Source organism: Sphingomonas sp. 8AM, from assembly GCF_902506455.1.
Taxonomy (GTDB): domain Bacteria; phylum Pseudomonadota; class Alphaproteobacteria; order Sphingomonadales; family Sphingomonadaceae; genus Sphingomonas.
Genome location: NZ_LR733844.1, coordinates 2,669,535 through 2,694,756, shown reverse-complemented (window position 1 = coordinate 2,694,756; position 25,222 = coordinate 2,669,535). Strand labels below are relative to the sequence as shown.

The 25,222-nt window shown below is 68.0% G+C and carries 19 protein-coding genes, 1 tRNA gene and 1 pseudogene; 11 read left to right on the top strand and 10 right to left on the bottom strand.

The genetic code is table 11. The features are described 5' to 3' along the window. Positions 1–10 precede the first annotated feature (10 nt). The 5 genes from BACI71_RS12720 to BACI71_RS12700 form a co-directional block, all read right to left on the bottom strand. Positions 11–86, bottom strand: a tRNA-Thr gene (locus BACI71_RS12720). Positions 87–111: 25 nt separating this feature from the next. Beyond that, positions 112–978: a hypothetical protein gene (locus tag BACI71_RS12715; RefSeq protein WP_159759164.1), complete on the bottom strand. Its 867-nt coding sequence runs from the start codon at positions 976–978 to the stop codon at positions 112–114. Then, complete coding sequence (locus BACI71_RS12710) at positions 962–1,309, bottom strand: MmcQ/YjbR family DNA-binding protein (RefSeq protein WP_159759162.1); 348 nt, start codon at positions 1,307–1,309, stop codon at positions 962–964. The genes BACI71_RS12715 and BACI71_RS12710 overlap by 17 nt, the downstream gene beginning before the upstream one ends. Then, positions 1,306–2,670, bottom strand: coding sequence for a serine hydrolase domain-containing protein (locus tag BACI71_RS12705; protein WP_159759160.1), 1,365 nt, complete (start codon positions 2,668–2,670; stop codon positions 1,306–1,308). The genes BACI71_RS12710 and BACI71_RS12705 overlap by 4 nt, the downstream gene beginning before the upstream one ends. Positions 2,671–2,775: 105 nt before the next feature. Beyond that, entirely contained in the window at positions 2,776–6,081 is a 3,306-nt protein-coding gene (locus BACI71_RS12700; protein WP_159759158.1) for a glycosyltransferase, read from the bottom strand. 225 nt (positions 6,082–6,306) lie between these two features. On the opposite strand from BACI71_RS12700, the gene BACI71_RS12695 reads away from it, so the two are divergent. The 3 genes from BACI71_RS12695 to BACI71_RS12685 are packed head-to-tail and all read left to right on the top strand — an operon-like array spanning position 6,307 to position 8,773. Next, positions 6,307–6,759 carry a PDZ domain-containing protein gene (locus BACI71_RS12695; protein ID WP_159759156.1) on the top strand — a complete coding sequence of 151 codons (453 nt, stop codon included), beginning with the start codon at positions 6,307–6,309 and terminating at the stop codon, positions 6,757–6,759. After that, on the top strand, positions 6,728–7,414 hold the full coding sequence (locus BACI71_RS12690) for a winged helix-turn-helix domain-containing protein (protein WP_159759154.1): 687 nt from the start codon (positions 6,728–6,730) through the stop codon (positions 7,412–7,414). Before BACI71_RS12695 ends, BACI71_RS12690 begins: the two co-directional genes overlap by 32 nt. Positions 7,415–7,429: 15 nt before the next feature. Continuing rightward, the gene (locus BACI71_RS12685; RefSeq protein WP_159759152.1) at positions 7,430–8,773 is read left to right on the top strand and encodes a sensor histidine kinase; all 1,344 of its coding nucleotides are present in this window, start codon (positions 7,430–7,432) and stop codon (positions 8,771–8,773) included. Between the two features lie 909 nt (positions 8,774–9,682). Here the strand turns inward: BACI71_RS12685 and dprA are convergent. Together dprA and plsY are read right to left on the bottom strand one after the other, a co-directional pair. After that, complete coding sequence (gene dprA, locus BACI71_RS12680) at positions 9,683–10,759, bottom strand: DNA-processing protein DprA (RefSeq protein WP_159759149.1); 1,077 nt, start codon at positions 10,757–10,759, stop codon at positions 9,683–9,685. After that, positions 10,752–11,432, bottom strand: a complete 681-nt coding sequence (gene plsY / locus BACI71_RS12675) for a glycerol-3-phosphate 1-O-acyltransferase PlsY (protein ID WP_159759147.1) — start codon at positions 11,430–11,432, stop codon at positions 10,752–10,754. Before plsY ends, dprA begins: the two co-directional genes overlap by 8 nt. Positions 11,433–11,489: 57 nt before the next feature. Between plsY and murI the strand changes: the two genes are divergently transcribed. The 3 genes and pseudogenes from murI to BACI71_RS17975 form a co-directional block, all read left to right on the top strand. Then, positions 11,490–12,275, top strand: a complete 786-nt coding sequence (murI, locus tag BACI71_RS12670; protein WP_159759145.1) for a glutamate racemase — start codon at positions 11,490–11,492, stop codon at positions 12,273–12,275. Between the two features lie 103 nt (positions 12,276–12,378). Next, positions 12,379–13,623: a 5-aminolevulinate synthase gene (gene hemA / locus BACI71_RS12665; protein ID WP_159759143.1), complete on the top strand. Its 1,245-nt coding sequence runs from the start codon at positions 12,379–12,381 to the stop codon at positions 13,621–13,623. 297 nt (positions 13,624–13,920) lie between these two features. Beyond that, positions 13,921–14,070, top strand: a pseudogene (locus BACI71_RS17975) (5-aminolevulinate synthase); the annotation flags it as partial. Between the two features lie 199 nt (positions 14,071–14,269). Here BACI71_RS17975 and BACI71_RS12660 read toward each other — a convergent pair. The 3 genes from BACI71_RS12660 to BACI71_RS12650 are packed head-to-tail and all read right to left on the bottom strand — an operon-like array spanning position 14,270 to position 18,266. Beyond that, positions 14,270–15,214, bottom strand: coding sequence for a M48 family metallopeptidase (locus tag BACI71_RS12660; RefSeq protein WP_159759141.1), 945 nt, complete (start codon positions 15,212–15,214; stop codon positions 14,270–14,272). 5 nt (positions 15,215–15,219) lie between these two features. Next, the gene (locus tag BACI71_RS12655; RefSeq protein ID WP_159759139.1) at positions 15,220–16,548 is read right to left on the bottom strand and encodes a sigma-54-dependent transcriptional regulator; all 1,329 of its coding nucleotides are present in this window, start codon (positions 16,546–16,548) and stop codon (positions 15,220–15,222) included. Continuing rightward, entirely contained in the window at positions 16,545–18,266 is a 1,722-nt protein-coding gene (locus tag BACI71_RS12650) for a sensor histidine kinase (protein WP_159759137.1), read from the bottom strand. The genes BACI71_RS12655 and BACI71_RS12650 overlap by 4 nt, the downstream gene beginning before the upstream one ends. Positions 18,267–18,467: 201 nt before the next feature. Here BACI71_RS12650 and BACI71_RS12645 point away from each other — a divergent pair, with 201 nt between their 5' ends. From BACI71_RS12645 to BACI71_RS12625, 5 genes are all read left to right on the top strand, one after another. Further along, on the top strand, positions 18,468–20,000 hold the full coding sequence (locus BACI71_RS12645) for an alginate export family protein (protein ID WP_159759135.1): 1,533 nt from the start codon (positions 18,468–18,470) through the stop codon (positions 19,998–20,000). 20 nt (positions 20,001–20,020) lie between these two features. Next, positions 20,021–21,307 carry an MFS transporter gene (locus BACI71_RS12640; RefSeq protein WP_159759133.1) on the top strand — a complete coding sequence of 429 codons (1,287 nt, stop codon included), beginning with the start codon at positions 20,021–20,023 and terminating at the stop codon, positions 21,305–21,307. A gap of 275 nt (positions 21,308–21,582) precedes the next feature. After that, positions 21,583–23,619, top strand: a complete 2,037-nt coding sequence (locus tag BACI71_RS12635) for a M3 family metallopeptidase (protein WP_201297367.1) — start codon at positions 21,583–21,585, stop codon at positions 23,617–23,619. Further along, complete coding sequence (locus BACI71_RS12630; protein WP_159759131.1) at positions 23,616–24,101, top strand: asparaginase domain-containing protein; 486 nt, start codon at positions 23,616–23,618, stop codon at positions 24,099–24,101. The genes BACI71_RS12635 and BACI71_RS12630 overlap by 4 nt, the downstream gene beginning before the upstream one ends. After that, positions 24,098–25,147, top strand: a complete 1,050-nt coding sequence (locus tag BACI71_RS12625) for a PLP-dependent cysteine synthase family protein (protein WP_159759129.1) — start codon at positions 24,098–24,100, stop codon at positions 25,145–25,147. The genes BACI71_RS12630 and BACI71_RS12625 overlap by 4 nt, the downstream gene beginning before the upstream one ends. Positions 25,148–25,222 lie beyond the last annotated feature (75 nt).

Sequence of the window (25,222 nt, the reverse complement as noted above, 5' to 3'; positions counted from 1 at the left end):
ATGGAAAACGTGGTGCCGGTTGCAGGAATCGAACCCGCGACCTTCGGTTTACAAAACCGCTGCTCTACCAGCTGAGCTAAACCGGCCGGCCATCGTGCGGGCCTCCATGCGTCAGCTGACGCCGAAGGTCCAGCCCTCCGTGGCTGCGACGTGGTCGGACATCCGATCGGCATGCCACAATCCGGCGCTGCCCGCGACATGGCGGAGCCAGGCCGCGGTCAGCAGTGCGTCTGTGGCATGATCGTTGTAGCTGGCAAGTGGCAGGTGAGCGGCGCTGCCGAGGACGGCAAGCGCCGAGTCGAGCCCGGCGGCATCACGGATCTTGCTCAGCCCGCGCCGCAATCCGGTCGCTCGCGCCGCGATAGCGGTGTAGATCTCGATCACCAGTGCGCCGCGTTGCGGGATAGGATCGAACGGCCAGATCGCAACGCTTCCGTGCAATCGATGGAGCAAGCGCATCCCGGCGAAGCTCGCTTTGGCGACCTGCGCGGCGCCGATCGCGTCGAAGACGGTGGATGGCTTGGTCTGGCCATCGTCGTGCTGCTCACAGATGCGCCAGTGCAGGAAATCGCGTTTCACGCCGTCGGCCGCGCCAAGGTAGAAGTGCCGGCCACGACGCGCCTCAAGAAACCCCGCCGCTCCGAGATCGACGTCCGTCGCATGCGCGTCGACATAGGCCCATAACGCCCGCGCGTCTGCGGTGGTCGTTTCTCCCGGCAGATGCGCGCCGCGTGTCACGAACGGTGCCGAGAAACTGAAGTCGAAGCCGACCAGCATCGGTTCCTCGCGGCGGGCGAGTAGCCACTCCAGGACCGCGGTCCGGGCCCATGCGGCGGCGCCATCCGGTGGCGCGATCAAGCGCGGTGCTTCTCCCCCGACTTCGCACTCGGCCAGCGCGATCCCCTTGTGGCGAACGCCTTTGGCACCCGACCAGTCAATCGCGACGAAGCGGGTGAAGCGGTCAGGGGCGGGGGCCATATACCGCGCGCGCTGCGTGTGTCGCCCGATCCCACCAAGCCCGCGCGAGCACCGCCCGAATGCGATCGGGATCGCTGCTGCCGTAGCGGACGAGCAGTCCCGGCCAGTTCGCGTAATGCGGAGTCTGCCAGAAACTCCCGGGATCGCTTTCGAGCAGCATCGCCTTCTCGTCGGGGCGGGACGAGACATGGAAACTGTCCGGCTCGCGCCCGGTCGAACAGATCAGCTTTCCGCGAATCCTGATGGCGGGCTGTCCCCAAGATGTGGATACCTCGGCACCCGGCAGTGTCAGTGCGAAGGCGGCGACATCGTCCCAGGTGTCGAACGTCATGGGGCGGCGATCACGTCGGCGGTAAACCGCGCCACATCAAAGCGTGCGGCGCCTGGATCCTCGCCGCGACGAACCACGACCAGTCGGTGCGACGGCACGACCATCACATATTGTCCGCGATTGCCTTGCGCCGAGTAGCTTCCGGTCGGCAGCCCCTGCGCCGGACCGAAGAGCCAGATCGAGGCGCCGTACCCCTCGCTGCGTTCGGGCTGCGGCGCTTTGGCAGTGGTCATATAGCGCATCCAGCCCGCGGGCAGCAGACGTCGGCCTTGCCAGACGCCGTCCTGCAGCCAGAACTGCCCCAGCCGGGCGAGGTCGCGCGCGGTGGTCCATATGTCGCTCGACGCGATGTAATCGTCGTTCCAGTCGCTCTGCACGACGGTGTGTCGCATTCCCAGCGTGGCGAAAAGCCGTTGCGGTAAGGCGCGATAGCGAGCGTCGCCCAATGTGCTGCGCAGCGAACGCGCCGCCAGCAGGATATCGTTGTTGGCATAGCGGAAGCGCTCGCCGGGGCGCGAGGAGAGCGGCCATGATGTCGCCTGTTCGGCGACGGTGGTGCCGCCGAAGTAGATCGCATCGGTACGGTTGCCGGCGGTGTCGCTGTGTAATCCGGATGCCATCCGTAACAGCTGGTCGAGCGTGATCCGCGCGCGCGGATCGAGGCCATACGAACTTTTCCATTCGCGGATAGCGACGGGGCGGTTCGGGTCGACCCCGCTCATCCCCACCAATGTGCCCGTTACGCTCTTGGCGACCGACCAGGTGCGATTGGCAACGAACGGGCCGAAACCCTCACGATAGCGTTCGGCGACCACGCGGCCCTCGCGCAGCACGACGACGCCAAGCGTGTCGGTTCCGCTGCCATAGGTCCCGGTAAAGGCGCGCTCCACCACGCGTTCGAGCGCAGTCGATGGCTGTGGCGCGATGCCGGCGTCGCCGAGCGGCCATGATCGAGGATCGGCCCCGGCCGGCGGGGCGGGGGCGATACGGACGCCGGCAATCGGGGGAGCGCCGATCGGTGCGAGCGTACAACCGCGACCGGCGCGCCATGTCGCATGGCGGGACGGAAGCTGCCGGTCGAAAGCGACGCTGACCATGCCACGGCGTCGATCGATCTTCGCGGCAAGCGTCGGAACGATGGTCTCATATTCGGGATAGATGCCGCGCAGTTCGACGGCCTCGATCTGCCTCTCGCTACGCCCGGCGTTGAAAATTCCGGCACAGAGGAAAGCGGCCTTGTAACCGGCGGCGACCGCGCGGACCCAGTTGGTGCGATCGTCCGCGCGCACTGATTGTGGTGACTGTGCAAATGCCGGGACACTCACGAGAATCACGGCGGGGAGCAGAAGAGTAGGACGCATGACGACGTTCTTCCCACCCCCGTCGGCGCACCGCAATCCACGACATGGCGGGATGGCGCAGCGGATCGTCACCCCGGTGCCCGCGCCGGAGTGACGATCGGCGGGTCATTCCGCGGGCGCCGCAACGCGCCCGGTGCGTTCCAGCTTGCCCCAGCCGACCACCATCCCCCGCACCGCCGAGGAGATCGCGCGGATTACCACGCCGTACATGATCTGGCGGTAAACGAGCCGCTGCGCGATTAGCAGCACCGCTGGGTAGCGCTCCTTCCGCCCGTCGAGGCGGTAGGCCACCCAGCCGCACACCACCTCGACCGCGGTAAAGGCGATCCAGTACAGCCCCATCTTGCTGATATCGCCACTGGTCTGCGCCCAGCCGTGCTGGTGGACACGCAGCGCAGTGCCGACGATCGACAGCACCAACGTCAGGTCGATCAGCGGCGATATGGCAGCGAACAGGATCTGGAACAGCCACGCCTGCGGCAGACCGACCAGCGCGAGGCCCGACGGCTTGCGCTTGCGCAGGATTGCCCGGTGCTTCCACAGGCATTGCAGCGTCCCGAACGCCCAGCGATAGCGCTGCTTGGCGAGCGCGCGGAACGTCTCGGGCGCCTCGGTCCATGCGACCGCGCGCGGATCGTAGGTGACGCGCCAGCCGGCGCGCTGGATGGCGATCGTCAGGTCCTGATCCTCGGCCAGCGTGTCTTCGGGATAGCCGCCCACGGCATCGAGCGCGGCGCGCCGCCATGCGCCGACCGCGCCGGGGACGACCGTCATCGCATCGAACCCGGCGAGCGCGCGTCGCTCAAGGTTCTGCGCGGTGATATATTCGATCGCCTGCCAGCGTGTAACGAGGTTCACGCGGTTGCCGACCCGCGCGTCGCCCGCGACTGCCCCGATCCGCGGATCGGCGAACCAGCGGACGAGACGGGTGATCGTCTCGGCCTCGAACTGCGTATCGGCATCGAGCGCGATCACGACCTCGCCCGTCGCCTGAAGCAGGGCGCGGTTCAACGCCGCGGCCTTGCCGCCGTTCTGGAGGGTCAGCAGCGTGACGCGCGGCTCATCGGCGAACGCCGTCGAGACAGCGGCGCTCGTGCCATCGCGCGACCCGTCATCGGCGACGATGACTTGCAGGTCGGGATAATCGCTGGACAGCACGCGAGCGACCGAGCTGGCGATCACCCGTTCCTCATTATACGCCGGGATGATGACCGAGACGGTCGGACGATAGACCGGCGGCTCGCCGCGGCGGCGGCGGCTCTGCACCCAGGCGAGTGCGGCCATCAGCACCGCGCGGGCCATCCCAAGCCCGATCGCCAGATACGACAGCCAGCCGATCAGCGCGACGACGCCGGCGAGCACGACGAACATCGCGACGTCGGCGCGAACCGCGACCAGATCGCGGCCTTCGACCTTCGGCATCGCCTGCGCCTGATTGAGCCCCGCCAGCTGCGAGACGGTGACGAAGCGATAGCCTTCGCCTTTCAGCGTATCGATGATCCGGGGCAGCGCCGCGACCGTTTCCGATCGATCTCCGCCACCGTCGTGGAGGAGGATGATGTTACCCGAGCTTACAGGCGTGGCGTTGTGCACCTGATCGAGCACCTGCTCGACGACGGTCTCGGTGCCGGGTCGCGCCCAATCGTCCGGGTCGACGTGCAGCCCGGTGACGGTGTAGCCGAGATTCTGCGCGATCAACGCCGGCCCGAGTTCGTCGGTGGTCGTCGGCTCCGCGTCGCCGAAATAAGGCGCGCGGAACAGCGTCATGCGCCGGCCCGTATAAGCTTCGACAAGCCGCTGCGTCGTGTTGATCTCCAGCTGCGCCTGCCCGTCCGACACGGCGGCCAGATTGGGATGGCTGTAGGTGTGATTACCGATCTCGCCGCCGTCCGCGATGATCCGGTTGAGCAGGCCGGGCTCCTCCAGCGCGTTCTGCCCGATGACGAAGAAGGTGCCGGGGACGCCCGCCTGCTCAAGCTCCTTCAGGATCTTCGGTGTCCACGTCGGATCCGGGCCGTCGTCGAAGGTGAGCGCCAGCAGCTTCGGGTTCTGCGCGCCCGTCCGCCGCACGACGAACGGCGTCGGCAAGGCAGCGTAATGTTCGTCGGTGATCATACCGTTGCGATTGTGCGTCACCTGCCGCACGCCGGGCGTCGGGGTGGCGGTAATCCGCAGGATCTCGCCGCTGCCCTCGACATCGGCGTTCAGCAACGCCCGCGGCGAGGAAAGGTCCGGCTTCCCGCCGGTGCGCCAGGCGGTGAGATCGCTCCAGATGCCGGGGTCTTCGCTGCCCAGCCGCCACAGCGCGACATCGTCGATGCCGAGGTGCTTGAGCGCAACGAGCTGGTTCCAGCTGGTCGCAGCGTCGAGCATCCAGATCGTGTGGCGATGGTCGCCTTCGTCATAGGCGAAACCGGCGTTTCCGGCATTTCGGTCGAAGCTGACCGGCGCCTGGCTGTCGTGCGCGGCAAGCCAGGCATCCTCGATCGACAGCGCGTCGGTGTCGTCGCCATGCCAGTCATAGGCATAGCTCCCGAGCGCGACGACCAGTTTCTCGCGGCCGACCGTGCGGATCGCCTTGGCGACCTGATCGACGAACCATGTCTGACCCGCGATCGGGCCGGGTGTGCCGCCCTCCCAATGCTGGTCATAGGCCATGAAGATCAGCCGGTCGGAGACGCGCGCCAGCGCGGCCAGCGGCCAGGCATCATCCTCCGCCGGAACGGTGACTGCCAGTTGCGCGCCCTTGGGCATCGCCGCGCGCAGCTGCCGGAGAAAGCGCTGGTAATCGCCCATTGACGCCGCGGGCAGCGTTTCGAAGTCCATGACCAGCCCGGCGCGATGCCGGATCGCGACATAGCGGCCGAGCCGGCGCGCAAAGCTGTCGGCCGCGCGCGGGTCGTGGAGCAGCGCCGCGGCGCCGGCACCATCCCAATCGCTGTTGCCGAAATTCTGGACCATCGGCAGCACCTTGGGCGCGTGTTTCATCGCTCCGATCATCTGGTCGAACGCCGGGTCGGGTTCGACCTGCACCTGGTGGGCTGGGCCGAATACACTGATCGTGGCCGGTACGACCCAGTCGAGGCTCGCACTGTGGCGGCGCAGCGAGGCGATGCTGGCGTCGTCGCCGGGGACGTAGAAGCCGATCGACAATGGGGAATGCGGATCGGCGGCTGCCGGACGATGCGGCAGCCACCCGGCGATACCGCCACCCAGCGACTTCTCCATCCGCAAGGCCGCCGCGCGCGGCTGTGGCAGCGGGAGCGCGAGATCGCGCCCGCGCGGCACACGGATCAGCGTGAGAGCGAAGACTGCCGCGCTGATGACGATCGCCACCAACAAGGCGGCGACCACGCGTTTCGACAGGCGGCTGCGCCGGCCGGTCGGGTCGAAAAAAATGGGCTGGGCCATGGCTTAACGCCTGCCCATGGTCGCGGCAGCGACGATCATCAGGATCACGAATCAACTCCCGACGGGCGATACACCCGAACATGGCCGATATAGATCGCGATCAATGGAGATAGCGTGATGAGCAGATTACGTTTCGGTCATCCACGATCATGACCGATCGGTCATGATCGGCTCATCTTGCGTCAAGTCCCAATCGGTTACGGGGTGAAAATGGAGGTTCTTGCCATGTCAACCATGCCGCCCCGGCAGCAGCGTGCACGCGACGGGTTCACGATCGGCGCCGACCCCGATGTCCGTACGATCGGACTGCTGGCGCTGTTCGTGATCCTGGCCGCGCTGATCGGCGGGTTGTTCTGGTCGCGCGCGCTTGGCATGCACAGCGCGGGACTGCGCGGCAGCGAGCGGATCGGTGCGACGTTTGCGCCGCTCGGCGGCGAATCGGTGGTGGTCAACAGCGTTCGTGCCACCGGCGCCGCGCGGCGTGGCGGCCTGCTGGTGGGTGACGTGATCGAGGCGGTCGGTGGCGCGCCCGTTCCCGACGTCGAGACCGCCGATCACGCTTTCCTCGGGCAAAGCCTCGACATTCGCGTCCGCCGCGGCAAGAGAGAGGTCGACCTGCATCTGGACGCAGGCGGGGGAGACGGGCGTGGCCAACAAGGTCCTGCTGATCGAGGATGACGATGCCACCGCCGATTTCATCGCGCGCGGCCTGACCGAAGAAGGCTTCGTCGTCGATCGCGCCGCGAATGGCCGTGACGGTTTGTTCCATGCCACCGACGGCGGTTATGATTGCGTCGTGCTCGACCGGATGTTGCCGGGGATCGACGGCATGGGGGTGCTCGCGGCGGTACGCGCCGCCGGGATCGAAACGCCGGTGATCGTGCTGTCGGCGCTCGGTGCAGCGGACGACCGCATCCACGGGCTGACCCATGGCGCTGACGATTATCTGACCAAACCATTTGCATTCGTCGAGCTGCTGGCGCGCATCCGGCTGCTGATCCGACGCGGCGGCGCGGCCAAAGCGGTGGAGACGGTGCTGCGTTGCGGCGAACTGGAAATGGACCTGCTCGCGCGGCGGACGAAGCGCGCAGGCAAGGCGATTGACCTTCAGCCGCGCGAATTCCGGCTGCTGGAATTCATGCTGCGCCATGTCGATCAGGTGGTGACGCGCACGATGTTGCTGGAAGGCGTCTGGGACTATCATTTTGATCCCGGCACCAATGTCATCGACGTGCACCTCAGCCGGCTGCGCAAAAAGGTGGACGAGGGATTCGATCGGCCCTTGCTGCATACGGTGCGCGGGGCCGGATATCGCCTCGGGCTCGACCCCTGACGCCGCCCGGTCGCGATGCTGCGCTCCGCCACCTTTCGCTTTGCCGCGCTGGTCTTCCTGCTGCAGCTGGTCAGCGCCGCAGCGCTGATCGTGACGATCGGCATTGCGGTGCGCCGGCAGTTGCAGACCGATGCGCAGCGCACCGTGGCGGTGCTGCGCGACGATTTGCGCGCGAGTTACGCCGCAGGCGGCGCGGCGGGGGTCCGGCGCGAGGTGGCGCTGCGAACCGGGCGGCTGGTGACGCCGGGCACGGTATTGCTGCTCGTCGACCGAAACGGCGCCTGGATCGGCGGCAATCTCGATGCCTGGCCGCCGAGCGTGGTGCGCGATGGTCGCGCGACCGAGGTGACGCTCTATCGTAGTGGATTGAACACCGCCGAACCGATGCATGTCGAGGCGTTGCGCCTGCCGACCGGTGAGCGCTTGCTGGTCGGGACAATCGTGGCTGGCGAGGTGCGGGCGATGCGGATGTTGGAGCAGGTGAGCGGAGTGGCGCTGCCGTTGGCGTTGATCTTCGCGGCGCTGGCGGCGTGGATCGCAGCGCGCACTATCGTCGCCCGTCTCGAGGAGCCGCTTGCGGCACTGAACGCGGTCGCGGCCGGCGATCTCGGCGCGCGGGTGCCCGCCGACGGCTCGCGCGACGCGCTGGCGACGCTCGGCGTAGCGATCAATGGCGCCTTGGAGCGGGTTGAGACGTTGATGGGCGAGTTGCGCATGGCGACCGACGGGCTTGCGCACGATCTCAAGTCACCGTTGACGCGCATGCGCGCAGTGCTTGAAAGGGCGGGCGGGCAGGTGCGCGAGCCCGCCGCGGTCGAGGCGCTCGACCGCGCGCTTGCCGAGGCAGACCGGTTGTTCGCGCTGGTGCAGACCGCGCTGAGTATCACGCGCGCCGAGGCGGGGATCGGGCGCGAGCATTTCACCGCGACCGATCTTGCTGCCGAGCTGGACGGCATCGCCGAGATGTACGCACCGCTTGCGGAGGATCAGGGACGTAGCTTGTCGGTAGAGGCGCCGGGCCCGTGCGTCGTGCCGGTGCACCGCGAGCTGCTGGCGCAGGCGCTGGGCAACATCATCGACAATTCGCTGAAATACGGAGAAGGGTCGATCACGCTCGCCTTGCAGGTGCAGGAATTGGCGGTGGCGATCGCGGTCGCCGATCGGGGCGTCGGCATACCAGTCGCGCGGCGCGAGGAGGCACTCCGCCGATTTGGTCGGCTCGACGAGGCGCGGCAGGGGGGCGGAGCGGGGTTAGGCCTTTCGCTAGCGGCAGCTGTCGCACGATTGCACGGCGGCGAACTGGCGCTCGGCGACACGGTGCCAGGACTAAGGGTGACGATCACGTTGCCACGCGGCTGAAGGAGGTTCGTCGCACTGGCGGCGTTGGCGTTTCTGCGGCGACGATCATCGGCAACGGATCATGCCAGCAAAGTTGACTGTCTAGCGGAAACCCACGGGTACGGCTCCGAGCGCCAGACGCGCGAGTAGCGGAGGTCGAGACTTCAGCGGCGTGGCGAGCCCCGCCGGGTCAAACACCGAAGCGCAGTCGCAGAAATCGGCCGCCCGCCGTCAAAAGCGAAGCCTCAGCCTAAAAGTGGCGATGGAGGCGCCTACAAAGCCCGGCACGCCGCCTCGTTCCACTTTTTTGAAAGAATCCGTAAAAAGGGCTTTACGCATCCGATCGAGCCCCCTAGATGGGTGTCACCGCAGCGGCGGACTGGACCTTCCGGTTTGGGATCGCAGCGGTGACAGCGAGATGTGGCACTGGCCTCTGCTACCTGAAGGTAGTGAGAGGGTGGTGCCGGCTTTTGCCGCTCTTTGACATTGTAGGTAAGATGAAGGGACATGTGGGCGGCGGCTCTGCGGGTCTTGCACATTCAAGGTGTGTGAGGGTTCGTCAGAAGTTAAGTCGTTTCATGTGTCTTTTTTACGTTTTCCATACGTGAAATTGTGCAGGAACGGCTCCTTGAAGTGAGCGGTTTTGGGGTGGTTATTCCGCTGCCCTTTAACCGAGCATCAAACTTGAGAGTTTGATCCTGGNGGGGCAGCGGGTGGGTGGAGGCGAAGCCGCCGGGCAGTGTCGAGCGAAGAAGGGGTTCACGCGGAGGCGCGGAGACGCGGAGGTGTTGCGTCGGCCGCAAAAGCGGCCTTCCATCACAGCCAGGTTGATAAGAGGGTGCGCTGCTGCGCACGGGGCTCCTCCGCGTCTACGCGCCTCTGCGTGAACCAATCTCCCATGCGACCTGCTGCGCCGCGCAGGATTGTCGCTCAGCAAAGGCTCACCCGGCCACCGGCGTGGCGTTCAAGGCGGCCGGCGAGTTCGAGTTCCAGCAGCACCATCTGCACCACCGCCGGGGCGCAGCCGGACTGGCGCACCAGTTCGTCGACCGCGACCGGCACCGGGCCGAGCAGCATGTCGATGCGTGCGCGCTCCGCATCGCTGGCGTCCTCGGGGGGCGGGGCGCCCCAGCCACTCGCCGGGGTGCGTACGGCGGCACGAGCGTCGATCGGGCGGAGCTGTTCTAGCACGTCCGCAGCGTTCTGGATCAGCGTCGCGCCGTCGCGAATCAAGGCGTTGCAGCCCTGCGCGCGCGGATCGGAGGGATGGCCGGGCACCGCCATCACCTCGCGCCCCTGCTCGCCCGCCAGTCGCGCGGTGATGAGCGATCCCGATTGCGGCGCGGCCTCGACCACGACGGTGCCGAGCGTCAGCCCGGCGATGATGCGGTTGCGGTGCGGGAAGTGGCGCGCGCGCGGCTCGGTGCCCGGCGGCATTTCGGCGATCAGCAGCGCCTGCGTCGCGATCCGCTCCTGAAGCGCTTCGTTCTCGGGCGGGTAGGCGATGTCGATCCCGCCCGCGATCACTGCAATCGTCGCTGTGCCTGCCCCCTCGTGCGCGGCGGTGTCGATCCCGCGCGCCAGCCCGGAGACGACGCTTGCGCCGTCGGCGGCGAGGTCCTGCGCCAGTCCGCGCGCGAAGCGGCACGCCGCGGCCGAGGCGTTGCGTGCACCGACCAGCGCCACCGGGGTGCGCCGCACCAGCGACAGGTCGCCGCGCACGGTGAGCACCGCCGGGGCGTTGTCGATCTCGGCGAGCAGCGCAGGGTATTCGGGGTCGCCGAGGAACAGCAGTCGCGCGCCGAGTTGCGCGACAAGCTGTCGCTCGCGCTCGACCGCCGCGACCGGCGGGGGCGCGGGGACACGGCCCCCGCCGCGTCGTGCCAGATCGGGGAGCGCGTCGAGCGCCGCCGCCGCGCTGCCGAATCGCGCCAGCAATTGTCGGTAGCTGACCGGCCCGATCGACGGCGTGCGGATCAACCGCAGCCGTGCGGTCGTGTCATCCACCGGCGTCCTCGCCCGCCACCTCCGCCGTTGCACCCTTGTCGCCGCCGATGCGCGGCTCGGTGCCGTCGACCAGCCGCGCGATATTGGCGCGATGCTTCCACAGCACGATCGCCGCCAGCGCGAGCAGCAAGGGCACCAGATCGAAGTCGCCGAGGATCGCGGCGGTGACCGGGGTGCTGATCGCCGCCGCCATCCCGGCGAGCGACGAGACGCGCGTCGCGGCCAGCAGCCCGAGCCACAGGGTCGCGAACACCAGCCCGAGCGGCCAGCCGAGCCCGAGCGCGACGCCCATCAGCGTCGCGACGCCCTTGCCACCGCGGAAGCGGAGCCAGACCGGATAGCAATGGCCGATCAGTGCGCCCGCCGCCGCGAGCGGCTGTTCGCCCGGCCACAGCCACCCGATCAGCAGCACTGCGCACAGGCCCTTGGCAAGGTCGAGCAGCAACGTCGCCGCCGCCAGCCCCTTGCGACCGGTGCGCAGCACGTTGGTGGCACCGATATTGCCTGACCCGATCTGCCGCAGGTCGCCCGCGCCCGTCATCCGCGTCAGCACGATTCCGAACGGGATCGCGCCAAGCAGATAGCCGATCAGCAAGGCTGCGGCCGGCGGTATCCAGATGATCTCGGTCGGCAGTGTCCAGTCCCCCTCGACCGCGAGCTTTAGCCGAAACATTTCGGGTACGCCACCGGCAGCGTTGCCCTGGCGAATCGATCCGGACTAGGTAGCGCTGTGATTGAATCGGCACCGATCCTGTTCTTCGATTCCGGCGTCGGCGGATTGTCGGTGGTCGCGCCGACGCGCGCGCTGCTGCCGCGCGCGCCGATCGTCTACGCCGCCGATTCGGCCGGCTTCCCCTACGGCACGCGGAGCGAGGCGGAGATCGCGGCGCGGGTGCCGGCGCTGCTGGGGCGGCTGGTCGAGCGCTATCGGCCGCGGCTGGTGGTGATCGCGTGCAACACCGCGTCGACGATCGCGCTGGCGGCGGTGCGCGCCGCGCTCGACGTCGGGGTGGTCGGTACCGTGCCCGCGATCAAGCCGGCGGCGGCGATGAGCCGGTCGCGGGTGATCGGCGTGCTGGGGACCGCGGCGACGGTGCGTCAGCCCTATGTCGACGATCTGGCGGCGCGGTTCGCGAGCGATTGCACGGTGCTGCGCTATGGCTCGGCGGCGCTGGTGGAGATCGCGGAGGCGAAGCTGGCGGGGACGCCACCCGATCCGGCGGCGCTGGCGCGCGAGCTGGACGGGCTGTTGGCGCAGCCGGGCGGGGCGGCGATCGACGTGATCGTCAATGCCTGCACCCACTTCCCGCTGCTGGAGGCGGAGATGGCGGCAGTCGCACCGGCGGGGGTGCGGTTCGTCGACGGCGGACCGGGGATCGCGCGGCGGATCGTGCATCTGACCGGCGGGCAGGCATGGCCGGAGCAGGCGGAGGATGTGCTGGTGTTCACGCGGCTGGGTGAGGCCGAGCGGCGGCTGGCGGCGGCGCTCGGCTTCGCGCGGGTCGAGGCGCTATAGGCGCGAAAGTGTGGGGGTAGGGCAATTTGTCCACCCTTTTCGATTAGTGAGAGTGCGGTTCTGCGCTGGCCAATGCCGGTTGGAGGGAGTAATCGCGGGCGCCATGAAGACGGAGAGCATCGAAGCGCGCGGCGTCGATTATTCGCGTGTGTTCACCCAGGCGATCGACCGGCTTCATGCCGAAGGCCGGTATCGCGTGTTCATCGACATCCTGCGTAACAAGGGCATGTTCCCGAACGCGCGGTGCTTTGCGGGGCATAACGGGCCGAAGCCGATTACGGTCTGGTGCTCGAACGACTATCTCGCGATGGGCCAGCACCCGAAGGTGATCGCGGCGATGGAGGAGGCGCTCCACGACGTCGGCGCAGGCTCGGGCGGCACGCGCAACATCGGCGGCAACACGCATTATCACGTCGACCTCGAAGGTGAGCTGGCCGATCTGCACGGCAAGCAGGCGGCGTTGCTGTTCACCTCGGGCTATGTCTCGAACGAGGCGACGCTGTCGACGCTCGCCAAGGTGCTGCCGGGCTGCATCATCTATTCGGACGAGATGAATCACGCCTCGATGATCGCGGGGATCCGCAATTCGGGGTGCGAGAAGCGCGTGTTCCGGCACAATGACATCGCGCATCTCGAGGAATTGCTCGCAGCCGACGACGCCGCGGCGCCGAAGCTGATCGCCTTCGAGAGCGTCTATTCGATGGAAGGCGACGTCGCGCCGATCGCGGCGATCTGCGACCTGGCCGACAAGTATAACGCTCTGACCTATCTCGACGAGGTCCATGCGGTCGGCATGTACGGCGCGCGCGGCGGCGGGATTTCGGAGCGTGATGGCGTCGCGCACCGGCTGACGATCATCGAGGGGACGCTGGGCAAGGCGTTCGGGGTGATGGGCGGGTATATCGCGGCCGATCGCACGATCGTCGACGTGATCCGCTCCTATGCGCCCGGGTTCATCTTCACGACCTCGCTGTCGCCGGTGCTGGTCGCGGGCGTGCTGGCGAGCGTGCGGCACCTGAAGCAGTCGAGCGCCGAGCGCGACGGGCAGCAGGCGGCGGCGGCGACGCTGAAGGCGATGCTGCGCGACGCCGGGCTGCCGGTGATGGCAGGCGAGACGCATATCGTGCCGGTGATGGTCGGCGACCCGGTGAAGGCCAAGAAGATCAGCGACATCCTGCTCGCCGAATATGGCGTGTACGTGCAGCCGATCAATTATCCGACCGTGCCGCGCGGCGCGGAGCGGCTGCGCTTCACGCCGGGGCCGGCGCATAGCGAGGCAATGATGCGCGAGCTGGTCGATGCTTTGGTCGAGATCTGGGACCGGCTGGAGCTGCGCGCGGCGGCGTGAGGGTTGCGGTCTGGCTGACGGTCGGTCGGTTCGTTCGTTCGTGAGAGTTTAGAGAAGAAGGGTTTCGCGCGCGGAGGCGCAGAGGGCGCAGAGGGCGCGGAGGTGTTGCGATTGCGGCATCCGGCGTCCGATCCACTCACCGATCGAGATGATGTTCAGGCGGTATCGAGCGATGCAGCTCTGCGTCCTCCGCGCCTCCGCGTGAAATACTGTTCTTTCGATGCCCGGCCGCTCCAGCGCGCGTCGCGACGTTCCAGATTCTCCGCTTCCCCGGACTTGATCAGGTGGGCTCGCGGTGTTTGGACGATCAACTGTCCCACCGTACCGCGTGGTGCCGAGCGGCTGCGCTTCACGCCCGGGCCGGCGCACAGCAAGGCGTTGATGCGCGAGTGGACCGACGCGTCGGTCGAGATCTGCGACCGGCTCAGGTTGCATGCGGCGGCGTGAGTGTTGCCGGACCCAATGCCGTCGTTGCGAGCGTAGCGAAGCAATTCAGGGCGTCGTGGTCCGGCACTGGATTGCTTCGCTACGCTCGCAATGACGGGTCTAGGTTCGTCACCCCGGACTTGATCCGGGGTCCTGCTTTTGGTCGCGGGTTGAGGACGAAGAAGCGGGATCCCGGGTCAAGCCCGGGATGACGGGTTCGTTACTGCAGGTTCTCATCCCGCCTGGCCAACAGCGGCGGCTGGTACGGCACCGCCGCATCGGCCGGCATCGTCGCCAGCTCGCGCTCGATCGCGGCCGCACGATCCTTCGCCGAGGGGTGGGTGCGGCTGTGGAACATGCCGCCGTCGATCTTGCTGCCATATTCGCGCCAGAAGCGTACCGCGAGCTGCGGGTCCCAGCCGGCGTTGCGGAGCAAATAGGCGCCGAGCAGATCGGCCTCGGTCTCGGTCTGGCGGAACAGCCGCGCGTTGCGGCCGAATTCAGAGAGCAGCCCCCATTTGACCCCGGCCGCCTCCAGCCGCACGCGGTGGCGGAGGATCGCGTGCGCCAGTTCGTGCGCGACGACGACCGCGATCTGATCGTCGCCGAAGCGCTCGAACAACGCGCCGCCGACCTGCACGACGTGGCCGTCCGACGAAGCGCCGAGCTTGCCGCCGGTCAGCACCTCGAATTCGACGCGACAGCCGGCGCGAGGCTGCACCGTCACCTGTCGCACCGCCCCGTCGCGGCGCAGCGTTAGCGCGATCGGCGCGGCGACCGGCAACGCCGCGATCCGCGCCTGCGCCGCGTCGCGAGTCGCGCTGGTCATCGCCGCGCCGGTGGTCGCGGGCGGGAGCGGTTGCGCGTCGATTGCAGTGACGCCGTCGTTGGCGAGTATTCCGGCCTGCGCGGCGGGTGCGCCCGGCACGACCAGCTCGACCGCGACCGGTGCGGCGAAGGCGCTGCGCAACTCGGTCGGATATTGGTCGGCGGCGTGGAGCGTCGCGCCGATCACCGGTTGCTGCTCGCGGCACAAGGGCGCGTTGGCGGTGGTCAGCCGCCACGCGATCGCCGCCAGCCGTTGGTCCACCTCGAGCAGACTCGGCGCGGCGGCGGCCGGCAGCGCGACGAGCGCCAGCAGAATGGCCAGGAAACGGAATAACATACGCTTTACTCGGGCTGGCGAGCGGTCGGGCGGAACGTCGCGGGCTCGATGCCGTGGCGCTGCATCCGGTCGTACAGGCTGCGGCGCGGTAACTGCAACTCCGCGGCCGCCGCCCCGACATCGCCGCGCACCCGCTCCAGCGTGGCGCGGATCGCCGCCGCCTCGAAACGGTCGACGCGCTCTGACAGCGGCAATTGGTCCGACGCGTGCGCCGCCCCGCCATCGATGCCGAGCACGACGCGCGCGGCGAAGTTGCGCAACTCGCGGACGTTGCCCGCCCAATCGTCGCTGACCAGCCGCGCCTCGACCGCCGCGTCGATCATCGGCCGCTCGCGTCCGAACCGCTCCGCCGCCTCCCCGAGAAAATAAGCGAACAGCAACGGCACGTCAGCGCGCCGCTCGCGCAAGGGCGGGATACGCAGCCGGACGGTTTCCAGCCGGTAGAGCAGATCGGCACGAAAGCGGCCTTCGCTCGCGGCGGCGGCAAGGTCGGTCTTGGCGGCGGCGACGACGCGGAGGTTAACGACGCGCGGCGCTGCGCCGGGCTGCGGCAATTCGCGCTCCTCGACGACGCGCAGCAACTTGCCCTGCAGCGCCGGGGACATGCTGTCGATCTCGTCGAGAAACAATGTCCCGCGATCGGCGTCGGCGATCCGCCCGGCGTGGGTGCGGTTGCCGAACAACGCCTCGTCGGCGATCGCATCGGGCAGCGCCGCGCAATCGACCGCGACGAACTGGCGCGTGCGGCGGTGGCTCCAGCGATGGAGCAGCAGCGCGACCAACTCCTTGCCGGTGCCGGTCTCGCCCTCGATCAGCACGTCGACATCGACATCGGCCAATTGCCGGATCGTCTCGCGCAGCCGCACCATCACCGGCGTCTCGCCGATCAGCGGATAATGCGTCTCGGCCTCGGCGGCGGCGATGCGCAGCCGGCGGTTTTCGAGCACCAGCCGCCGCACGTCGAGCGCGCGGCGGACGCTGGCGATCAGATGGTCGGCGGCGAACGGCTTGGCGATGAAGTCCCATGCGCCCTTCCTGAGCGCGGCGACGGCGGTGGCGATGTCGCCGTGGCCGGTCATCAGGATCACCGGCAGTTCGGGGTCGCGCGCCGCGACCGCCTCGGCGAGCGCATGGCCGTCCATGCGCGGCATCCGGATGTCGCTGACCACCACGCCGGGGAAGTCGGCACCGAGCTGCGCCAGCGCGGCGCGCGCGTCGGCGAATGGCTCGACCTCGATCCCGGCGATCTCGAAACTGTCGGCGAGCGCGGTGCGCAGGCCATCGTCATCGTCGATCAACAGCACGCGCATCGCGCCGGTGGGCGTATCGCTCATGCGCGCTTCACCGATGCCATGAACGCCGCGCCGCCGAGCGGCGAGGGCACGATCCGCAGCGCACCGTCGAATTGCGCCATGATATCGCGCGCGATGCCGAGCCCCAGGCCGAGCCCGTCGGGCTTGCCGGTGACGAACGGGCTGAACACCTCCTCCCCCAGTGCCGGGTCGATCCCGCCGCCGTTATCGGCCACGATCAGCGTCACGCATGTCTCCTGTTCCTCCACCAGCAAGGCGATGCGCGGATCATCGCGCCCCGCCACCGCGTCGACCGCATTGTTGAGCAGGTTGACGAGCACCTGCTCCAGCCGCACCCGCCCGGCGATCACCGCCGGCTGGCCGCGCGCGGGCCAGTCGACCGCCACGTTCGCGCCACGCAGGCGATCGCCGACCAGCAACAGGGTGCCGTCGAGCACCTCGTCGAGCGCGACCGGCTCGACGCGCCCGCTGCCGCGCCGTGCGAAGCGCCGCATCTCCTGCGTGATCGACCCGATCCGCGCGGTCAGGGCGACCGCGCTCTCCAGCGTCGCGCCGACGCGATCGTTCCGTCCGGCGGCGAGATGGTGCTGCGCGTTTTCGGCGAGCGTGCGGATCGTCGCGACCGGCTGGTTGATCTCATGCGCCAGTCCGGCGGTGATCGACCCCAGCGAGGCGAGGCGATTGGCCTGCGCCAGTTCCTCGCGTGCGGCGCGGAAGCGCTGGTCGGCGTCGGCGCGGCGCTCCATCTCGGCGCTCAGTTCGGCGGTGCGCTCGGTCACCGCCGCCTGCAACTGCGCGCGTACCGTCGCGGCGCGTGCCTGCCGGGTGGTGCGCCACGCGAGCAGCGCCGCGAGCAGCAGCAGCACCAGCGCGAAGGTGGCGGTGGCGAGCCGCGCCAGCCCCGCTGCCTCACGCAGTGCGCGGGCGATCGGCACGACGCGCACCAACTGCCAGCCGGGAACATCGAGCGGGGTCGCGATCGTGAGTCGCGTCGGATCAGTGCCGGGGCGGACATAAGTGAGCGGCAGCGGGGCCGATCCGAACTGGCCGCTGGCCTGCACCGCCGCGCGCGTCGCCGGGGAGAGCGGGCGTAGCGTGCGCAGCGCCTCGCGCGGATCGGTGGTGGCGAGCACGATGCCGTGCCCGTCGACCAGCAGCGTCGTGCCGGGATCGTTGCTCCACGCGCGCGTCACCGCGTCGAACTCCACCTTCACCACCACCACGCCGGTCGGACCGCCGGGTCCGTCGATGCGGCGGCTGAGGAACAGTCCGGGCCGCCCGCTGACGTTGCCGAGCGCGAAATATTCGGCGCTGCCGTCGCGCATCGCCAGCCTGTAATAGGGGCGGAAGCGATAGTCGTGGCCGACGAAGCTGTCGGCGCGCGCGGCGTTCGAGGCGGCGACGGTCATGCCGCGTGCATCGATCGCGTAGATCACCGCAGCGCCGGTGCGCTCCGCCAGCGGAGCGAGCTTGCGGTCGAGCCGGCGCGCGGCATCGGCGCTGGTGCCGCCGGAGAGCGCATCGCGCAAGTCGCTGTATTCGCTGAGAACGATCGGCAGGAGCCGGTATTTGTTCAGCTCACTGTCGAGCAGGCGCGCCTGTTGCCGCGCGGTGCCGAGCGCGGTGGCCCGGGCTTCGTCGCGCGCGCGCCCGGCGGTCCACGGCGCCACGGCGAGATAGAAGAGCGTCGCTGCCGCGATCACCGCCAGCGGCACCAGCAGCCGAAGGGGAAGACGCATGCGCGACATGCGTGCAGGATATTGCAACGTCGTGCATGAAGTCACGCGGGATTTCGCCCGCGGCGTCTTGATCCATCTTAACCTTTCCAGAAACTTACGAGTGTTTTCATGTTTTTAGCATACGGCCTCGCTGATTTTTGCAATCGCGCCTGTGCACGGCATGCTGTGCACAAGCCGAGGAACACGGCGAGAGAGGACCGAATGTACAGCTTTTTCAACCGCGCAGAGGCGAAGGTGACGCATGGCGTGACCGTTCGCACGCTGCTGCTCGGCGCCACTGCGCTGCTCGCGACTCCTGCGCTCGCCGATCCCGCCGCCGCCCCCCAGGTCACCGGCACCAAGGAGTCCCCCGCGACGCCGTCGGTGGTCGGCTATCCGGCGATCGGCAATGGCGAGGGCACCGTTTCGGGCAAGTACAATGTCTCGCGCTGGGCCGAGGACTGGCGCTCGATGCGTGACCCGGCGAAGCGCGACGATCCGCTCGACCGGCTCAAGTTCCTGCCCCTGACCACCAATGGCGACGTCTATCTGACGCTGTCGGGCGAGTTCCGCTTCCGCGTGCAGGAAACCACCAACCCGGACCTGCGCGACCGTGAGGCGCAGCGGCAGGATCGTAACCGCGTGTTCGTCGGTGCCGATCTGCATCTGGGCGAGCATGTCCGCTTCTACGGCGAGCTGGCGCATGCCGGTGTCAGCGGAGTCAACATCGGCACCCCGGCGGCGAACATCACCAACCAGCTGACGCTGCAGCAGGGGTTCGGTGAGGTACGGGGCCGGATCGCCGGCGCAGAGGTCGGCGTGCGCGGCGGCCGACAGGAATTCTCGGATGGTCCGAACCTGCTGACCTCGGTCCGTGACGATCCGACGCTGCACTTCGTGCTCGATGGCGTGCGTGGCTATGTGCGCGGCAAGCGCGTCCGCGCCGACGTGTTCGACCTGCGCTACGTCAATTACGGGCGCGAGGGGCTGAGCGACGACCGTACCGACGGGTCGCGTCGGTTCAGTGGCGTGACGTTCGGCTATGCGCTTCCCGCCGATTTCCTCGGCACGTCGAAGCTGTTCTTCGACCCGTTCGTCTGGCGGCTGCGTACCCGCGCCGCGGCATGGGGACGCCAGACCGCGCGCGAGGAGCGAATGTTTTACGGCCTGCACCTGTATGGTGACGTCGATCGCGCGACGATCGACTGGACGATCAATCATCAGGGTGGCGACTTCAACGACCGCAAGATCGATGCGTGGCAGGCGTTCCTCGCCCAGACGTGGCGGGTCGGCAAGTCGGCGAGCGCACCGCGCATCGGCGTCCATGTCGATTACGGCAGCGGCGGCGGCGGGGCGAGCGGGCAGGGTGACCTGCGCACGAGCAGCGGGCTGTACGGCAACAACATCTATTACAGCTACCAATTGTTCCTGACCCCGACCAACCTGCTCGCGATCTCGCCCAACGTCACGGTGCAGCCGGTCAAGAACCTGCGCGTCACCGGCGAATATACGATGGCCTATCGTCCCAACGAGAACGAGGCGGTGTATCGCGCGTCGGGCGCGGCGTTCGCCAATACGCAGAACGTCGCCGGCAAGCATATCGCCAACCTGATCCGCATGCAGGCGGTGTGGGCGCTGACCCCGCGCGTCTCGCTGACGGGGCGCTATGAGCATATGATGGTCAAGGACGCACTGGCGAACGCCGGCTTCAAGAACTCGGATTTCCTGGCCGGCTGGGTCAGTTTCCGGTTCTGATCAATAACGGGAGAGATGCGATGGCGGGAACGCCGGATACCGACAATCGACTGAAATCCATTATCGGAGGATCGACCGGCAATCTGGTCGAATGGTTCGATTGGTACGTCTATTCGGCGTTCACGCTGTATTTCGCGCCGCACTTCTTTCCCTCCGGCGACCAGACCGCACAATTGCTCAGCGCCGCGGCGGTGTTCGCGGTCGGCTTCGTCATGCGGCCGATCGGCGCGTGGATCATGGGCATCTATGCCGATCGCAAGGGGCGCAAGGCCGGGCTGACGCTGTCGGTGACGCTGATGTGCGCGGGGTCGCTGATCATCGCCTGTACGCCGGGGTATGAGACGATCGGGCTCGCCGCGCCAGCGCTGCTGGTGCTCGCGCGGTTGATGCAGGGGCTGTCGGTCGGCGGCGAATATGGGGCGAGCGCGACCTATCTGTCGGAGATGGCGGGCAAGGACCGGCGCGGCTTCTACTCGGCATTCCAGTATGTCACGCTGATCTCCGGCCAGTTGCTGGCGATCATGGTGCTGCTGATCCTGCAATCGGTGATGCCCAGGGCCGAGCTGGAGGCGTGGGGCTGGCGTATCCCGTTCGTGGTCGGCGCGTTCCTCGCGGTGGTCGTCTTCTATCTGCGGCGCGGGCTGGCCGAGACGCAGAGCTTCAAGAACGCCCATGCCAAAGCTGCGCCCAAATCGGGTTTCGGCACGCTGCTGAAGAACCATCCGCGCGAGACCGCTTTGGTGATGCTGCTGACCGCGGGGGGCACGCTCGCCTTCTACGCTTACTCGATCTACATGCAGAAGTTCCTGGTCAACACCTCGGGCTTCTCCAAGGAAGTCGCGACGCAGATCAACGCCGTCACCCTGTTCGTCTTTATGCTGCTCCAGCCGGTCGCAGGCGGGCTGTCGGACCGGATCGGGCGAAAGCCGCTGATGGTCGCGTTCGGGGTCGCGGGGGTGCTGTTCACCTATCCGATCTTCTCGGCGCTGGAGGCGACGCGAAACCCGCTCGTCGCCGGGCTGCTGGTGATGGCGTCGCTGATCATCGTCACCGGCTATACGTCGATCAACGCGGTGGTGAAGGCGGAGCTGTTCCCCGCACATATCCGCGCTTTGGGCGTCGCGCTGCCCTATGCGCTGGCCAACACATTGTTCGGCGGGACGGCCGAATATGTCGCGCTCACCTTCAAGAGCCATGGCTGGGAGCAGGGCTTCTACTGGTATGTCACGGTGATGATCGGCATTTCGCTGCTGGTGTACCTGCGGATGCGCGATACCGGGCGCAACAGCCTCATCAGCGAGGATTGATCTTTGATCTCGCCTCGTCATCCCGGCGACGAGGGGAGGCGGTAGAAGCTGACGTAGCGCCTCCGTTGCGGACACCGATCGCCCTCACGCGTCGCCCCTGCGGAGGCAGGGGCCTATGTCTGTATCGTGTCGCGGATCATCTGACACACGGTCGTTGTCACTGTGTCAGACGCGCCGAGGCACGACACAGACATGGGTCCCTGCCTGCGCAGGGACGACGGTGATCGGTGGGCGGGTGGTTCCCCTTCCGCCAGCGGATCGCTACATCGGCGCGCATGACCGATACGCTGCTCGACCCGCTCGTCCTTCCCGATTTCGCCGCGCTGACCCCGGAAGCGATTGCCCCGACGCTCGACGCCGCGATCGCGCGCCATGCCGAGGCGGTCGAGATCGTCACGCGCGACCGGCCGACCAGTTTCGAGCAGGCGTGGCTGCCGCTCGAACGCGCCGAGGCGGGGGTGGATGCCTTGTGGTCGGCGGTGTCGCATCTGCGCGGGGTCGCGGACACGCCCGAGCTGCGCGCCGCGCACGGCGCCGGGCAGGAGAAACTGGTCCAGCATTTCATGGCGGTGGCGCAGAACCGTGACCTGTACGAGGTGCTGACCGCGCTGGAGGCATCGCAGGAGTTCGCGACGCTGCCGCAGGCCGACCGCGTCGCCGTGGAACATGCGATTCGCGACTTCCGGCTGGCGGGCGTCGCGCTCGACGATGCCGAGCGCGAGCGGTTTGCGGCGGTCTCGGTCGAGCTGTCGGCGCTGTCGACCGAGTTCGGCAGTGCGGTGCTCGACGCCACCGATGCCTGGACCTGCCATATCACCGACGAGGCGCGGCTCGCGGGGATCTCCGCGCCCGACAAGGCGATGTTTGCCGCCGCCGCGCAAGCCAAGGAGCTGGGCGGCTGGCTGGTCACGCTCCAGCAGCCGAGCGTCAATGCGGTGCTGACCTTCGCCGAGGATCGCGACCTGCGCGCCGACGTGTATCGCGCTTATGGTACGCGTGCCTCGGATCAGGGGCCGAACGCGGGCACGCACGACAATGGCCCGCGGATTGCGCGTATCCTGGAGCTGCGACGCGAGGCGGCGGCGCTGCTCGGCTTCACCGATCCGGTCGCGCTGTCGCTGGAAACCAAGATGGCGCCGAACGCGGGCGAGGTGCTCGCCTTCCTGCGCGACCTCGGCCAGCGCGCGAAGCCGGCGGCGCAGCGCGACCTCGATGCGTTGCGCGCCTTTGCGGCCGGGGAACTCGGCATCGCCGACCTTCAGTCGTGGGATGCGGGGTTCGCCGCCAACCGGCTGCGGCACGCGCGCTATGCGGTCGATGAGCAGCAGGTGCGCGGTTACTTCCCGGTCGAGCGCGTCACCGCGGGCTGGCAGGCGCTGCTCGGGCAATTGTTCGGGCTGCGGCTGACCCGGCGTGACGACGTGCCGCTCTACCACCCCGACGCGCATTATTACGACGTCGCGGACGACAGCGGCGAGGTGTTCGCCGGTCTGTATCTCGACCTCCATGCGCGCCCCGGCAAGCGCGGCGGCGCGTGGATGGCGCAGGCCCGGCCGCGCTTGCGCGACGGTAACAACGTGCGGGTGCCGGTCGCCTATCTGGTCTGCAATTTCGCGCCGAAGGGAGACGGGCAGCCGTCGCTGCTCAGCCACAGTGACGTGGTGACGTTGCTCCACGAGACCGGCCATTGCCTTCACCATCTGTTCACGCGCGTCGACCGGCCGTCGATCGCGGGGACGAGCGGGTTCGAGTGGGACGCGGTCGAGCTGCCGAGCCAGTTGATGGAGGATTTCGCCTGGGACCGCGCGGTGCTGACCGCGATGTCGGGCCATTACGAAAGCGGCGCGCCGCTGCCACCCGAATTGTTCGACCGCATGGTCGCGGCGCGGCGCTTCCAGTCGGGGATGTTCATCGTCCGCCAGCTCGAATTCGCGCTGTTCGATCTGCTGCTCCACCTCGGCACGATCGGCAGCGACCCGATGGAGGTGATCGAGGCGGTGCGCGACGAGGTGTCGGTGCTGCGCCCGCCCGCATGGCATCGCTTCCCGCACGCGTTCAGCCACATCTTCGCGGGCGGCTATGCCTCGGGCTATTACAGCTATTTGTGGGCGGAGGTGCTGGCGGCCGACGGGTTCGGCCGATTCGCCGAGAACGGGCTGGTCAATCGCGCCACCGGCACCGCGCTGCGTGAGGAAGTGTTGTCCCGCGGCGCGACGCGGCCGGCGGCGGAGAGCTTCCGCTCGTTCCGCGGGCGTGACGCCGATCCGGTTGCGATGCTGGTCCGTCACGGCTTGCTGGAGGACGCGCAGTGAGCGTGCTGATCCTCACCACCGGCGGGACGATCGACAAACTCTATTTCGACGCGCTCAGCGAATATCAGATCGGCGACAGCGTGGTCGACCGTCTGCTCAAGACCGCGCGCGTCGCTTTGCCGTTTCGGGTGCACGAATTGCTCCGGAAGGACAGTCTGGAGCTCACCGATGACGACCGGGCGCTCATCTTGGGGGCTATTTTGGACGCGGATGAGTCACGGATCGTCATTACACATGGCACCGATACGATGACCGACACCGCCCGGGTGCTGGCCGGCAAGACCGACAAGACGATCGTGCTGGTCGGCGCGCTGGCGCCCGCGCGGTTCGCGGACAGCGACGCGACGTTCAACCTCGGCATGGCCTTCGCCACCGCGCAGGTCGCCGGCCCGGGCGTATGGATCGCGATGAACGGGACGATCTTCGACGGGACCCGGGTGAGAAAGGATCGCTCGATCAACAGCTTCGTCGCCGCCGAATGACGCGCGACTGGCTGGCGGAGGCGATCCGGCGGATCGAGGCGGACTACAACCGCAGCGCCGACACGCATCTGATCCAGGTCGATCTGCCGCATCACGACGGCATCCAGCTGTACCTGAAGGACGAGAGCAGCCACCCGACCGGCAGCCTGAAGCACCGGCTGGCACGCTCGCTGTTCCTCTACGCCTTGTGCAACGAATGGATCGGGCCGGACACGTGCGTGATCGAGGCGTCGTCGGGGTCGACGGCGGTCAGTGAGGCCTATTTTGCGAAGATGCTGGGGCTGCGCTTCATCGCGGTCGTGCCCGCGGCGACCGCCGCGCCCAAGCTCGACGCGATCCGCTTCCACGGCGGCGAGATCCATGCGGTCGACGATCCGCGCAGCGTCTATGACGTCGCGCAGCGGCTCGCGCGCGAGACCGGCGGGCATTATCTCGATCAGTTCACCTATGCCGAGCGCGCAACCGACTGGCGCGGCAACAACAATATTGCCGAGAGCATCTTCGCGCAGATGGCCGAGGAGGAGCATGCGGTCCCGGCGTGGATCGTCTGCGGCGCGGGGACCGGTGGCACCTCGGCGACGATCGGGCGCTTCATCCGCTATCGCCGGCATGCGACACGCTTGTGCGTGGCCGATCCGGTCAACTCGATCTTCCACCGCCATTATGCGGATCGTGCGGCGGTGGCGTTGCCCGAGCGATGCGCGTCGCGAATCGAGGGGATCGGGCGACCGCGGGTCGAGCCGAGCTTCGTGCCCGGGGTGATCGACCGGATGATCGCGGTCGAGGACGGCGAAAGCATCGGCGCGATGCGCGCGCTGGGGCAGGTGCTGGGGCGGCGCGTCGGCGGGTCGACGGGGACGAACCTGTGGGCGTGCGCCCAGCTGATCCGCGAGATGGCGGCGCGTGGCGAGCGCGGGAGCATCGTGACGCTGCTGTGCGACGGCGGCGATCGCTATGGCTGTACGTATCACGATCCGGCGTGGCTGGCGGAGAGCGGGCTGGCGTGGGTGCGGGCGGAGGCGGAGATGGTCTCCCTCCTCGGCTGATGTCGTCATTGCGAGCGTAGCGAAGCAATCCAGGGCAGCGCGCGGGACACTGGATTGCTTCGCTGCGCTCGCAAT